At 62.5% G+C, this 13,736-nt stretch carries 10 protein-coding genes and 1 tRNA gene; 5 read left to right on the top strand and 6 right to left on the bottom strand.

The window, feature by feature from the left end; translation table 11 throughout:
- Window positions 1-44: 44 nt before the first annotated feature.
- From RW095_RS23970 to RW095_RS23995, 6 genes are all read right to left on the bottom strand, one after another.
- On the bottom strand, window positions 45-1,922 hold the full coding sequence (locus RW095_RS23970) for an ABC transporter ATP-binding protein (protein WP_317021436.1): 1,878 nt from the start codon (window positions 1,920-1,922) through the stop codon (window positions 45-47).
- A gap of 294 nt (window positions 1,923-2,216) precedes the next feature.
- On the bottom strand, window positions 2,217-2,387 hold the full coding sequence (locus tag RW095_RS23975; RefSeq protein ID WP_164862609.1) for a hypothetical protein: 171 nt from the start codon (window positions 2,385-2,387) through the stop codon (window positions 2,217-2,219).
- A gap of 10 nt (window positions 2,388-2,397) precedes the next feature.
- Window positions 2,398-2,472: transfer RNA gene (locus RW095_RS23980), tRNA-Val, on the bottom strand.
- 48 nt (window positions 2,473-2,520) lie between these two features.
- Window positions 2,521-3,255, bottom strand: coding sequence for a DNA polymerase III subunit epsilon (gene dnaQ, locus RW095_RS23985; protein WP_317021437.1), 735 nt, complete (start codon window positions 3,253-3,255; stop codon window positions 2,521-2,523).
- A 78-nt stretch (window positions 3,256-3,333) separates the two neighbouring features.
- Window positions 3,334-3,780, bottom strand: coding sequence for a ribonuclease HI (rnhA, locus tag RW095_RS23990; protein ID WP_317021438.1), 447 nt, complete (start codon window positions 3,778-3,780; stop codon window positions 3,334-3,336).
- Window positions 3,777-4,646 (bottom strand): class I SAM-dependent methyltransferase, encoded by an 870-nt coding sequence (locus tag RW095_RS23995; protein ID WP_317021439.1) that lies wholly within the window; start codon window positions 4,644-4,646, stop codon window positions 3,777-3,779. The genes rnhA and RW095_RS23995 overlap by 4 nt, the downstream gene beginning before the upstream one ends.
- Window positions 4,647-4,665: 19 nt before the next feature.
- Between RW095_RS23995 and gloB the strand changes: the two genes are divergently transcribed.
- The 5 genes from gloB to carB all read left to right on the top strand — a co-directional run bounded on the left by gloB (window position 4,666) and on the right by carB (window position 13,661).
- Window positions 4,666-5,457, top strand: coding sequence for a hydroxyacylglutathione hydrolase (gene gloB, locus RW095_RS24000; protein ID WP_317021440.1), 792 nt, complete (start codon window positions 4,666-4,668; stop codon window positions 5,455-5,457).
- Between the two features lie 156 nt (window positions 5,458-5,613).
- Window positions 5,614-7,266 (top strand): transglycosylase SLT domain-containing protein, encoded by a 1,653-nt coding sequence (locus RW095_RS24005; protein WP_317021441.1) that lies wholly within the window; start codon window positions 5,614-5,616, stop codon window positions 7,264-7,266.
- Window positions 7,267-7,458: 192 nt separating this feature from the next.
- Window positions 7,459-8,697 carry an MFS transporter gene (locus tag RW095_RS24010; RefSeq protein ID WP_317021442.1) on the top strand — a complete coding sequence of 413 codons (1,239 nt, stop codon included), beginning with the start codon at window positions 7,459-7,461 and terminating at the stop codon, window positions 8,695-8,697.
- Between the two features lie 458 nt (window positions 8,698-9,155).
- The gene (carA, locus tag RW095_RS24015; protein WP_317021443.1) at window positions 9,156-10,310 is read left to right on the top strand and encodes a glutamine-hydrolyzing carbamoyl-phosphate synthase small subunit; all 1,155 of its coding nucleotides are present in this window, start codon (window positions 9,156-9,158) and stop codon (window positions 10,308-10,310) included.
- A 96-nt stretch (window positions 10,311-10,406) separates the two neighbouring features.
- Window positions 10,407-13,661 (top strand): carbamoyl-phosphate synthase large subunit, encoded by a 3,255-nt coding sequence (gene carB / locus RW095_RS24020; protein ID WP_317021444.1) that lies wholly within the window; start codon window positions 10,407-10,409, stop codon window positions 13,659-13,661.
- Window positions 13,662-13,736 lie beyond the last annotated feature (75 nt).

Here is a 13,736-nt window from a genome sequence, read left to right on the forward strand (position 1 = left end):
TATACAAAGGCATACTCCGCATCACGCGCCCCGTCTTTGCCTCTTCAGTCGCCGACCAGCAGGCTCGAATCGTCCACCACGTGGTTGCGCGCGCGGGGCCGTTCGTGCGATGCCGGCGCTTCATTCAAGCCCTTGATCAGCTCCAGCGCCTGACGTTCGAACAGACGCCTGTAGAGTCCCTTCTCGAGGCGGATCAGCGTCTCGTGACTGCCTTCTTCGATTACCTTGCCCTTGTCGAGCACGAGCAAGCGGTCTAGCGCGCGCACAGTCGAAAGGCGGTGCGCCACGACGAGCGTCGTGCGGCCTAGCATCAGCCGCTCCATCGCCTGCTGGATCAACACTTCGCTTTCGCTGTCGAGGCTCGAAGTGGCTTCGTCCAGAATCAGGATGGGTGCGTCCGCCAAAAAGGCCCGCGCGATCGCAACGCGTTGACGTTCGCCTCCCGAGAGCTTGATGCCGCGCTCGCCGACCAACGTGTCGTAAGCGTTGGGCAGCGCGCTAATGAAGTCGTGCGCGTTCGCGAGCCGCGCGGCGTGTTCGATCTCGACGCGGCTCGCGCCCGGACGCGCATACGCGATGTTCTCCGCGAGCGAACGGTGAAACAGCACCGGCTCCTGTTGCACGATAGCAATCTGACTACGCAACGACGCCTGCTTCACTTGCGCGATGTCCTGACCGTCGATCGTGATGCGTCCTTCCGACACGTCGTAAAGACGCTGGATCAGCTTGATGAAGGTCGTCTTTCCGGAACCCGAATGGCCGACCAGCCCGACGCGTTCTCCGGGCGCAATGCGCACGGAGAAGTCGCGATAAAGCGGTGTGGCGTTCGCGCCATAATGAAACGTCACATGCTCGAAGCGGATCTCGCCTTTGCCGATGGCGATTGGACCGGCGCCCGGACGATCTTCGATGCCGAGCGGCTGCCGCTCCAGCGAGACGAGTTCCTCCATGTCGTTGACCGAGCGCTGCAAGTTGCGGATGTGCATGCCGACTTCGCGCAGATAGCCTTGCAGCATGAAGAACATCGTCAACGCGAACGTGATGTCGCCGACGCTCGCCTCACCGCGCAACCACAGTACCAGTGCGGCGCCGAGAATCGCGGTCTGAATTGCCACCAGCATCGCGCCTTGTACTCCACCGTTGATCGTGCCGCGAATCCACGTGCGGCGCGTGCGGTTGCGCCACTTGCCGATCACGCGCGCAAGCAACAACTCCTCGCGCTCCTCGGCGCCGAAAGCCTTGACCACTCCGTTGCAGCTGACCGCGTCCGCGAGTGCGCCGCCCATGCGCGTGTCCCACGCGTTGGCGAGGCGCGCGGCCGGCGCCACGAAGCCGAGCGACAGCGCGACAGTCACCGCGATATAGAGCACCGAGCCGATGCCGACCACCGCGCCCATCATCGGCCAACGCCAGCCGAGCAGCAGCGTCGCGCCCACCAGCATGACGAGCGACGGGAACAGCGCGATCAGCAGCGTGTCGTTGAGCAAGTCGAGCGCCCACATGCCACGCGTGATCTTGCGCACCGTGGAGCCGGCAAAGCTGTTGGCATGCCAGTCGGTCGAGAAGCGTTGCACGCGATGGAACGCGTTGGCGGCGATCTCGCTCATCATCTCCAACGTCAGCTTGATGATGTTGAAGTACATGGCTTGCCGAAGCAGAGTCGCGCCCAGTCCCAGCGCGGCCAGCACGCAAAAGGCGGTGATGGCTGCATGCCACGCGCTCGCACGCGCGGCCGGGCCGGACGCAATGGCGTCGACGAGGTGGCCGGCGAACATTGGCGTGAGCACGTCCGCCACGGCGGAGAGCATGACAAGCGCTGAGATGACGACGGTGCGCCACGGCTGTTGCACCCAGTGCTGGAAGGTGAAGCCGAGGACATCCTTGAAAGCTTGCCCGCGAAAGTCGAGTTTTTTTCTGGTCATTTGCGACAACCCGTTCGCGCACGGCGCACCGGGGTTCCAGTCAAAAGCGAGATGGGGAGACAGTCGAAGCGCGCCGCGTGACGGCAATGAAACTGCTGGCAATAAGCCTGCGGAGTTGGCTGCGAACTATCTGGGATTGCGCGGAGTGCCTTTTCAGGCCGACTCGCGCGGTCGACGAGTCAACGCCGTGGGACCATGTCAGGGATGGCCATATGCACTGCGAACATGTGACGCCTCCCTGTAGTCAATGAGGTGGAGAAAGTAGACGGGGCGAGTGCCCGAGAACCGACTATATCAGCACTGTTTTGCCGCCGCAATCGACGAGGTTTCGTTGTTGACTCGCACGGACACCGCGATACCGACGACGAATATCGACACGCAATCAACAAAACAGAACGACAAGGGCAAAACGGAAAAGGGCTTACGCATTGCTGCGTAAGCCCTTTTTTCTTCGGTGATCGACACACCAAAATTCTGGTGGGTAGTACTGGGATCGAACCAGTGACCCCTGCCGTGTGAAGGCAGTGCTCTACCGCTGAGCTAACCACCCGAAGAGATCGAAATTATGCCGGGGATTTGCGAGCTCGTCCAGCACTTTTTAAGCGGCTTGCTCATCCGACATGGGCACGGGTTCAAGGCGCCACACGCTCGTGCCTTTGATCGCCTTGTCGAGGCCATCCAGAACCGCCTGGTGGGCGGCGAGTTCTTCGTCGCTCGCGGCAATCACGACGAGGTCCAGCGAGTCGATGGCCACGCGCGGCGCATGCGCTTCGCCGCTGCCGTGCGATTCGCCCAGCATGTCGATGACAAGGCTTTCCTGGCCGCGCGTCATCGCCAGATAGACCTCGGCGAGCAGTTCCGAGTCGAGCAGGGCGCCGTGCAGCGTACGGTGCGCATTGCTGATGCCGAAGCGGTCGCACAAAGCGTCGAGTGAATTGCGCTTGCCGGGGAACATCTGCTTCGCGCGCGCGAGCGTGTCGATGATCTCGCCGCAATAGGTGCTGACGGGCGGCAGGCCGAGCAACGCGAATTCGGCGTCCAGGAACCCGATGTCGAACGGCGCGTTGTGAATGATCAGGTCCGCGTCCTGAATGAAGTCTCGAAACTGGTCGGCGATCTCGGCGAACTTCGGCTTGTCGCTGAGGAACTCGGTGGTCAGTCCGTGGACCGCCAATGCGCCGGGATCGCTGTCGCGCTCAGGGTTGATATAGAAGTGCAGATTGTTGCCGGTGAGGCGCCGGTTCACCAGTTCGACGCAACCTAGTTCGAGGATGCGGTCGCCGGTCCGGGCATTCAGGCCGGTCGTTTCAGTATCGAGGATAAGTTGACGCATGTTGGGTTAGCTTTGCCTCAGAAATTGCAGCGGAAAAACAAGCGGGAAAACACAGGCGCGCAGGCGGGCGGCCAACGGTCACAGTTCCGCGAGCGACGCGACGCCACGATTTGCTAGCTGATCCGCGCGTTCGTTTTCGGGGTGCCCGTTATGCCCGCGCACCCAGCGCCATTCGATCTCATGTTGCGCGACGAGCGCGTCGAGCCGCTTCCACAAATCGGCGTTTTTCACCGGTTGCTTTGCGGCGGTGACCCAGCCTTTCTTTTTCCAGCCGTGAATCCACTCGCTGATGCCTTTCTGCACGTACTGCGAGTCCGTGTGCACGACGGCTTTGCACGGACGCTTCAGCGCTTCAAGCGCGGATATCACGCCCATCAGCTCCATGCGATTGTTGGTGGTATTCGCTTCGCCGCCGAACAACTCTTTTTCCTGATCGCCGAAGCGCAGCAGCGCGCCCCAGCCGCCGGGGCCGGGATTGCCCTTGCAGGCGCCGTCGGTATATATGTCGATGATGTTTGTTGTCATTGAGTATGGTTGCGTGTGTTCGGTGTGGCGGCGGGCGCGAGGCCCGCGGCGAGGACGGGCTTTTTCACCTTGAGCGGCCCGACGAGGCGCATGCCGCGCACGCGCTTGATCGCCTTGATCATGTAGGTCGCGCCGAAGATCGGCCACCAGCGGTCGCCGGCGGCTTCCATGAAACCGTAGCGGGAGAGCCACTGGTCGCTGTCGAGCGGCGGACGATAGCAGCCGAAGCGCCCGCGTTCAAGGTCGAATCCGAGCAGCTTGATCCAGTCTTTCAGACGCGTGAACGCGATCAGATCGACAGCGGCGGGCACGAACGGCCGGCCCGTCATCTTGCCGACCGATTGCCGCGCGCCCCACAATGAAAGCGAGTTGAAGCCGAGAATGATCAGCTGGCCTTCCGGCATCAGCACGCGCTCGGCCTCGCGCAGCAGGCGGTGCGGGTCGCTCGTGAATTCGAGCGTGTGCGGCATCACGATCAGATCGACGCTCTGGGCTTCGAACGGCAAATCCAGCAGGTCGCACCATACCGCGCTGCGTCCGGCGGGCGAGTGCAGCGGCGCCGGCGCGGGGCCACCGCGCGCGGGGCCGTTACCAGGGCCGCTTCTCAAGTCATTGCCGGCAAGTGCCTGAGCGCGCGGGTAACCGTAGGGCGCACTTGCGCCGCTCGCGGCATCGAGCACGAGCCCGCGGCAGGGCATGCGGTTTTCGCGCAACGCGTCGAGCTGCGGCAGGCCGAGCTGCAGCGCGTGGTAGCCGAAAACGTCCGACACCACGCGGTCGAGTTGCGTCTGTTCCCACTCCAGCACGTAGCGGCCGGGCGGCGAATCCGTCCAGGCGGGCCAGTCTATAATCGCTCGGTCAGTCATATCAAAGAATGCGTCGCCTATGAATGCGCTCGAGTACGTACCGGTCCCGGCGTTTGAAGACAATTACATCTGGGTCGTTTCCGACGGACACCATGCGGTAGTCGTCGATCCGGGCGAAGCCGCTCCCGTTCGCGCCTATCTGGCCAGGCGCGGGTGGCGGCTGAGCGCTATTTTACTCACGCACCATCATCAAGACCATGTCGGTGGAGTAGCCGATCTGCTGATTGGCCAGGCCGTTCCCGTCTACGGGCCCGCCGGTGAAGCGATCGGGCATCTCACACACCGTCTGAAACATGGCGATCGCGTGACGATCGCGGCTCCCGCGCTCGATTTGAGCGTACTCGAGGTGCCGGGCCATACGAGTGGCCACATCGCCTATTTTCAGGCGGCGGACCCGGGCGGCACGCCGCATGTGTTCTGCGGCGACACGCTGTTCGCCTGCGGATGCGGGCGGCTCTTCGAAGGCACCCCGAGCCAGATGCTCGCGTCGCTCGACTCGCTTGCTGCGTTGCCCGGCGCGACCGAGGTCCACTGCGCGCACGAGTACACGCTGTCCAACATCCGCTTCGCGCTCGCCTGTGATCCGAACAACGGCGAACTGCTCGCCTGGCGCGACAAGGCGAGCGACTTGCGGGCTCGCAACGTGCCCACGCTGCCGACCACGATCGCTCACGAGCGCGCCGTGAATCCGTTCCTGCGCGCCGACAACCCTGCCATTCAGGCGGCCTTGCAGGAGCAATTGCATGCCGACGTGCCGGACCGGCTGGCGTCGTTCACACTGATGCGCGAGTGGAAGAACCGCTTCCGGTGACCGGGTTCGTCCTGGGGTCTTCCTCAAGCGAAGAATCGGAAGAATTCGCCAAGCCCTAGATTTGCTTGATAATTTGGTCAATTTCCGATTGACGTAGACGTTACGGTTTCGTACTATCGGCTGCAAATTCCAGCCCTTGTGGAAGCCGAGACGTTCATGCGATTTATCTTTAGTGCGTTGCTGGTCCTGACGCTCGCCGCCTGCGCGAGCCAGGGACCAACGACGATCAGCGCCACCACCGCAACAAATCCCGCCAGCCAGCAAGCCGTAGCCGACGCACTTCGCAAGACAGCCACCGCCAAGGAAACCATCAACGTCGACAAGGGCTCAGTCACGCAGTTGACGAGCGCCGACGCCGATTTGTGGGGCCGCATTCGCCGTGGTTTCCAGATGCCCGATCTGCAAACAGACCTGGTCGACATGCAGGTCAACTGGTACGCGCAGCGTCCGGACTACGTGCAGCGCATGACTGAGCGCTCGCAGAAATACCTGTACCACATCGTCGAAGAGCTCGAGGCGCGCCATATGCCGACCGAGCTCGCGTTGCTGCCATTCATCGAATCGGCGTACAGCCCGCAGGCGTTGTCGGTGGCGAAAGCGGCCGGCATGTGGCAATTCATGCCGGGTACCGGCCGTACCTACAACCTCAAGCAGAATATGTGGCAGGACGAGCGCCGCGACGTGCTGGCGTCGACCAGTGCCGCGCTCGACTATCTGTCACGCCTGCACGACATGTTCGGCGACTGGCAACTGGCACTTGCTGCGTACAACTGGGGTGAGGGCAATGTGCAGCGCGCAATTGCGCGCAACGAAGCGGCGGGCTTGCCGACAGACTATCTGAGCCTGCGCATGCCCAACGAAACGCGCAACTACGTGCCGAAGTTGCAGGCGGTCAAGAACATCGTGACGAACCCGCAAATGTACGGGCTCGCGTTGCCGTCGATTCCGAATCACCCGTATTTCGTGACCGTTACCACTTCGCACGATATCGACGTGGACACGGCCGCCAAACTGGCTAACCTCTCGCTCGACGAATTCCGTTCGTTGAACCCGTCGTTCAGAAAGCCGGTGATCCTTGGCGCGACGCAGCCGCAAATCCTGCTGCCGTTTGACAACGCGAGCGCGTTCGAGCGCAATCTGAAAACGTACTCCGGTTCGCTGTCGTCGTGGACCACGTACACGGTCACCGAGCGTTCGGCGCCGGCGGCAATCGCGCAAAAGATTGGTGTCGATGCCGACACGCTGATGGAAGTGAACAAGATTCCGGTCGGCATGCGTCTGAAGCCGGGTTCCACAATCGTCGTGCCGCGCGCTTCGGATGACGACGAGGACATCAGTGCGGACGTCGCCGAAAGCGCTGTGCTGGCTATGGAGCCGGACGTTCCCGACACCCGCAAGATGCTGATCCGCGTGCGCCGCAATCAGTCCATGGCGGCTATCGCATTGCGTTATGGCGTGTCCGTCGGCCAGTTGAAGTCGTGGAATCGCACACATCGCGATAACGTGTCGCGCGGCCAGGTCATCGTGCTGCATGTGCCGGTCGGCAGGGCTGTCCCGAGTGAACCGGGTCCTGAGCGCATCGCGACCGACGTCCAGGGTGGCGGGGTCCAGAAGATTGGCACGCGCGTGGGCGGTTCGAAAGGCGAATCGCACAACGACACAAAGAAGGGGCGTGGCCACTCGGCTGTGGTGAAGGTGTCAGAGCCGGTCGCCAAGGCCGGCAAATCGAAAGCATCTGCCGCTCCTGCTGCTGGCAAGGTGACCAAAGTGTCGGCTTCCACGTCGGGCAAGGCAAAGAAGAGCAAATAAGCACCACAACGGCTATTGAGTCCCCTTGCGTTTGGGGCTCGCGCAACCGTCCCGCCGCAATCGCACATCCCGTTTTTTCGACGCCGTCATCCTGTGGTGACGGCGTTTTCCATTTGCGGGGTCGTCGGCGAACACCGCCGAATTCCGATATCGTTCGTCATCTAGCCTGCGGCCAACCAAATATAAGAGCGTATGTCGTCGACCCAGTTGCGCGTCTTTCTGCTGTTTTCTGCTGGTTATTTCGTGTCCTATGTGTTCCGGGGCGTCAATCTAGGTTTTGCGCCGTTTATCACTCGCGATCTCGGATTGTCCGCGGCCGATCTCGGCGTGCTGACCAGTCTGTACTTCCTGGGCTTCGCGGGCGCGCAGATCCCGGCCGGCGTGTTGCTCGACCATTTCGGCCCCCGGCGCGTGACGGCTGTCACCTTGCTGTTTGCCGCTGCGGGAATCTGGGTGTTCGGCGCGGCCCACAGCCTCGGGATGATGATGGCGGGGCGGCTGCTCATCGGCGTCGGCGTATCGGTGTGCCTCGGCGCTGCATTCAAGGCGTTGGCGCAGCATTTCGCGTCGGCGCGCCTGCCGCTGATGAACGGGCTCGTCATGGCGCTCGGCGGCTTCGGCGGAGTCATGGTCGGCTCGCCGCTCACATGGGTGCTCACCTTTAGCAGCTGGCGCTCGGTTTGCGTCGGGCTCGGTCTGTTGACGGTCGCCGTGGCTCTCGCGCAGTGGATGCTTGCTCCTGAAACGAATGAAACCCGTCATCAGGCGAGTATCGGCGCGCAGTTTCAGGGCACGCTGCATATCCTGCGGAGCGCGGCGTTCTGGAAAATCGCGTCGTTTTCGGTCGTCACGCAGGGCGTTTTCTATGCGATGCAATCGTTATGGGTCGGCGGATGGCTGCGCGACGTCCAGGGCTTCGAGCCGCGGGAAGCTGCCGCGCTGGTGTCAATTCTCGGTTTCGCGATGATGGCCGGTTGCGTCGGCTTTGGCGCAGCGGCCCGCAGTCTCGAGCGGCGCGGCGTATCGCTGTATGCGGTTTGCGGTATCGGCATGGCGCTGTATGTGCTGACCCAGTTGCTGATCGTGTTCAATGCGCCGCTTCCGGCGAGCTTGCTGTGGGCGGCGTACGGCATCTTCGGCGGTACGGGCATTCTCACGTATGCGGTAATGGCGCGCAGCTTTCCAGCGCAGATGATCGGCCGCGTGAACACCACACTGACATTGATCATTTTTCTGTTGATCTTCGGTTTTCAGATCGGCGTGGGCGCCGTCCTGTCGCATTGGCCGGCGAGAGGCGGCCATTATCCGGCGGCCGCTCATCTCGCGGCGTGGGGGATTCTCATCGCGTTTCAGGTGCTGAGCGCAGTCTGGTACGTACTCCCGGGACGGAAGCCGGTGCACGCCGCCGCCCACGCTCAACAGGATGCGTGAGCCTTCCTGCAGCGATTTGCCGGGAGCCGCGAGGCGGACGCACTATGGCTCGCACCATCCTGAATCCGGCAACGTAAAACTTGCCGGCTTGCCGCGCGGGCCGCGCCCCGTGCGGCTTTGACTCGTTTTTCGTGCGTCCCCGAGGGATCGGCGCGCCATCTCGGATTTGGAGAGAAGGGCAGTCTCACGCTATAATCCCGAGGTTTGAGCTTATCAACCCGCACCCTAGCGCCTACCTCTTCCATACCGTTCATCCGCCGCGCGCCACTGGCGTAGCAAGCAGCCCGCATCAAGCCGTTCCGTCCACAAAATGGACACATCGGACACCTCGCGCGCGCCTTGCAACGTCAACGGCAGTACGCGAGCGAGTCTGCGCGCGCATCGCATGATGCCGTCCGCTGCGGCTCGCAAACCGGATAGGCAGGTCGGCAACAGGGTGTTCCCCCAAGGAGTCTCCCGTGTTGCCGTCATTTTCTCCCGCTCTGCTCGCGCTCGCCGACGGCACGGTCTTTCGTGGTTATTCGATCGGCGCCCCCGGGCATACCATCGGCGAAGTGGTGTTCAACACCGCTATCACCGGCTATCAGGAAATTCTGACTGACCCGAGCTACGCGCGCCAGATCGTGACCCTCACGTACCCGCATATCGGTAACGTCGGCGTGAACGCCGAAGACGTCGAAGCGACGAAAGTCCATGCCGCCGGGCTGATCATTCGCGACCTGCCGGTTCTCGCGTCGAACTTCCGCATGGAGCGCACGCTCACGCAATATCTGCAGGACGAAGGTGTGGTCGCAATCGCCGGCCTCGACACCCGCAAGCTGACCCGCGTCCTGCGTGACAAAGGCGCGCAAAACGGCGCGATCCTCGCCGGTTCGGACGACGAAGCCCGCGCTATCGAACTCGCACGCTCTTTCCCCGGCCTCGCGGGCATGGACCTCGCGAAGGTCGTGTCGACGAAAGAAACTTACGAATGGACGCAGACCGAATGGCGTCTGGAAAGCGGCTACGGCAAGCTGAATGCGCCGACGTATCGCGTCGTCGCGTTCGACTACGGCGTCAAGTACAACATCCTGCGCATGCTCGCTGAGCGTGGCTGTCACGTTACCGTGCTGCCGGCAGAAGCCTCCGCCGCAGACGCGCTCGCGCTCAATCCGGACGGCATCTTCCTGTCGAACGGCCCGGGCGATCCTGAGCCGTGCGACTACGCCATCGCGGCCACGAAGGAACTGATCGAGCGTGGCATTCCTACGTTCGGCATCTGCCTCGGCCATCAGATCATGGGCCTCGCGCTCGGCGCCAAAACCGTGAAGATGAAAACCGGCCACCACGGCGCCAACCATCCGGTGAAAGATCTGGAAGACGGCCGCGTGATCATTACGTCGCAAAACCACGGCTTCGCAGTCGACGCCGACACGCTGCCCGCCAACGCGCGCGTCACGCACGTGTCGCTCTTCGACGGCACGCTGCAAGGCTTCGCTTTGAGCGACAAGCCGGCGTTCTGCTTCCAGGGCCATCCGGAAGCGTCGCCGGGCCCGCACGACATCGCCTATCTGTTCGACCGCTTCACCGCCTTGATGGACGCGAAGAAGGCCGGCAAGACCGCGGCGGCATAACGGGCACGGCCAGAAGCAGCGAGAGGCAAAGCGCGCGCAACGCCCACGCGGCGCGCGCTGACGGAAAGAATTCAGGAATACATTAGCGAGAGCGTTATGCCCAAGCGGACAGACATCAAGAGCATTCTCATTATCGGCGCGGGTCCGATCATCATCGGCCAGGCGTGCGAGTTCGATTACTCGGGCGCGCAGGCATGCAAGGCGCTGCGTGAGGAAGGCTACAAGGTCATCCTCGTCAACAGCAATCCGGCGACGATCATGACCGACCCGAACACGGCCGACGTGACCTACATCGAGCCGATCACGTGGGAAGTGGTCGAGCGCATCATCGCAAAGGAGCGCCCGGACGCGATCCTGCCGACGATGGGCGGCCAGACCGCGCTGAACTGCGCGCTCGATCTGCACGCGCACGGTGTGCTGGACAAGTACAAGGTCGAGTTGATCGGCGCGTCGCCCGAAGCCATCGACAAGGCGGAAGACCGCCAGAAGTTCAAAGACGCGATGACCAAGATCGGCCTCGGTTCGGCCAAATCGGGCACCGCGCATTCCATGGAAGAAGCGCTGCAGGTCCAGGCACGCATTGCAGTGGAAACCGGCAGCGGCGGTTATCCGGTCGTGATCCGTCCTTCGTTCACCCTTGGCGGCTCGGGCGGCGGCATCGCGTACAACCGCGAAGAGTTCGAGGAAATCTGCAAGCGCGGTCTCGACCTGTCGCCCACGCGCGAGTTGCTGATCGAAGAATCGCTGCTCGGCTGGAAAGAATATGAGATGGAAGTGGTCCGCGACAAGCAGGACAACTGCATCATCGTTTGCTCGATTGAAAACCTGGACCCGATGGGCATCCACACCGGCGACTCGATAACCGTCGCGCCGGCTCAAACGCTCACGGACAAGGAATATCAGGTTCTGCGTAACGCGTCGCTCGCGGTGCTGCGCGAGATCGGCGTGGATACCGGCGGTTCGAACGTGCAGTTCTCGATCAACCCGAAAGACGGCCGGATGATCGTGATCGAAATGAATCCGCGCGTGTCGCGTTCGTCGGCGCTGGCGTCGAAGGCAACCGGCTTCCCGATTGCCAAGGTCGCGGCCAAGCTCGCAGTCGGCTACACGCTCGACGAACTGAAGAATGAAATCACCGGCGGCCAGACGCCCGCATCGTTCGAACCGACGATCGACTACGTCGTCACCAAGATTCCGCGTTTCGCGTTCGAGAAATTCCGCGAAGCCGATTCGCGTCTGACCACGCAAATGAAGTCGGTCGGCGAAGTCATGGCGATTGGCCGCACTTTCCAGGAGTCGTTCCAGAAAGCGCTGCGCGGTCTTGAAGTTGGCGTCGACGGTCTGGACGAAAAGACCGATAACCGCGACGAGATCATCCGCGAAATCGGCGAAGCCGGTCCGGACCGTATCTGGTACGTCGGCGACGCGTTCCGAATCGGCATGACGGCGCGGGAAATCTTCGAAGAGACGTCGATCGACCCGTGGTTCCTCGCGCAGATCGAACAGATCGTTCTGAAGGAAAAGGCGCTGGCCGGCCGTACGCTCGCGAGCCTCTCGAAGGAAGAACTGAAGTATCTGAAGCAAAGCGGTTTCTCCGACCGGCGTCTCGCGAAGCTAGTCGGCGCGAAGCCCGCGGAAGTGCGCGCTCGCCGGATTCAGCTGAACGTGCGCCCGGTGTACAAGCGCGTCGATACGTGCGCGGCCGAGTTCGCTACGAAAACCGCCTACATGTATTCGACCTACGAGGAAGAGTGCGAGGCGAATCCGACGAACAACAAGAAGATCATGGTCCTGGGCGGCGGCCCGAACCGGATCGGCCAGGGCATCGAGTTCGACTACTGCTGCGTGCACGCCGCGCTCGCCATGCGCGAAGACGGCTACGAAACGATCATGGTCAACTGCAACCCTGAAACCGTTTCAACCGACTACGACACGTCCGATCGTCTGTACTTCGAATCGCTGACGCTCGAAGACGTGCTCGAAATCGTCGACAAGGAAAAGCCGGTCGGCGTGATCGTGCAATACGGCGGCCAGACGCCGCTGAAGCTCGCGCTCGATCTCGAAGCGAACGGTGTGCCGATCATCGGCACGTCGCCCGACATGATCGACGCGGCCGAAGACCGCGAGCGTTTCCAGAAGCTGCTGCAAGACCTCGGCCTGCGCCAGCCGCCGAACCGTACCGCCCGCGCCGAAGACGAAGCGCTCAAGCTCGCCGACGAAATCGGCTACCCGCTGGTGGTGCGTCCGTCGTACGTGCTGGGCGGCCGCGCAATGGAAATCGTCCACGAGCCGCGCGACCTCGAGCGCTACATGCGCGAGGCCGTGAAGGTGTCAAACGACTCGCCGGTGCTGCTCGACCGCTTCCTGAACGACGCAATCGAATGCGACGTGGATTGCATTTCCGACGGCGAAGCGGTGTTCATCGGCGGCGTGATGGAGCATATCGAACAGGCGGGCGTGCATTCGGGCGACTCGGCTTGCTCGCTGCCGCCGTACTCGCTGTCGGGCGAAACCGTTGCTGAGCTCAAGCGCCAAACCGGCGCAATGGCGAAGGCGCTGAACGTGGTCGGCCTGATGAACGTGCAGTTCGCGATTCAGCAAGTGCCGCAGGCCGACGGCTCGAAGCAGGACATCATTTACGTGCTGGAAGTGAATCCGCGCGCTTCGCGCACGGTACCGTACGTGTCGAAGGCGACCAGCCTGCCGCTCGCGAAAATCGCAGCGCGCGCGATGGTCGGTCAAAAGCTCGCGGAGCAAGGCGTGACGAAGGAAATCGATCCGCCTTACTTCAGCGTGAAGGAAGCGGTGTTCCCGTTCGTCAAGTTCCCGGCTGTCGACCCCGTGCTCGGACCGGAAATGCGTTCGACCGGCGAAGTGATGGGCGTCGGCCAAACGTTCGGCGAGGCGCTCTTCAAGTCGCAGCTGGCGGCGGGCTCGCGTCTGCCCGAGTCGGGCACGGTGCTGTTGACCGTGATGGACGCCGACAAGCCGAAGGCCGTCGAAGTTGCGCGCATGCTGCACGAACTCGGTTATCCGATCGTCGCGACCAAGGGCACGGCTGCTGCGATCGAAGCGGCCGGCGTGCCGGTCAAGGTCGTGAACAAGGTGAAGGATGGCCGCCCGCACATCGTCGACATGATCAAGAACGGTGAAATTGCGCTGGTCTTCACGACCGTCGACGAGACGCGCGCCGCGATCGCCGATTCGCGCTCTATCCGCATGAGCGCGCAGGCGAACAAGGTCACGTACTACACGACCATGTCGGGCGCGCGCGCGGCCGTCGAAGGCTTGCGCTACCTGAAGGACCTGGAAGTCTATGATTTACAAGGCTTGCACGCTCGCCTAAACTAAGGCCTCGAATACCTGTCCAAGATGTAAGTGCCGCGGTTAAGCGGCGTTCCGCAGGTGCTGTGATCCGGGTTTTCC

The organism is Paraburkholderia kirstenboschensis, assembly GCF_032806925.1.
GTDB lineage: Bacteria > Pseudomonadota > Gammaproteobacteria > Burkholderiales > Burkholderiaceae > Paraburkholderia > Paraburkholderia kirstenboschensis.

Bases quoted from the DNA above. Each gene is read 5' to 3' on its own strand.
- RW095_RS24010 (WP_317021442.1), top strand. From the start codon at position 7,459: ATGTCGTCGACCCAGTTGCGCGTCTTTCTGCTGTTTTCTGCTGGTTAT.
- RW095_RS24005 (WP_317021441.1), top strand. From the start codon at position 5,614: ATGCGATTTATCTTTAGTGCGTTGCTGGTCCTGACGCTCGCCGCCTGC.
- carB (WP_317021444.1), top strand. From the start codon at position 10,407: ATGCCCAAGCGGACAGACATCAAGAGCATTCTCATTATCGGCGCGGGT.
- RW095_RS23995 (WP_317021439.1), bottom strand. From the start codon at position 4,646: ATGACTGACCGAGCGATTATAGACTGGCCCGCCTGGACGGATTCGCCG.
- dnaQ (WP_317021437.1), bottom strand. From the start codon at position 3,255: ATGCGTCAACTTATCCTCGATACTGAAACGACCGGCCTGAATGCCCGG.
- gloB (WP_317021440.1), top strand. From the start codon at position 4,666: ATGAATGCGCTCGAGTACGTACCGGTCCCGGCGTTTGAAGACAATTAC.
- RW095_RS23970 (WP_317021436.1), bottom strand. From the start codon at position 1,922: ATGACCAGAAAAAAACTCGACTTTCGCGGGCAAGCTTTCAAGGATGTC.
- rnhA (WP_317021438.1), bottom strand. From the start codon at position 3,780: ATGACAACAAACATCATCGACATATATACCGACGGCGCCTGCAAGGGC.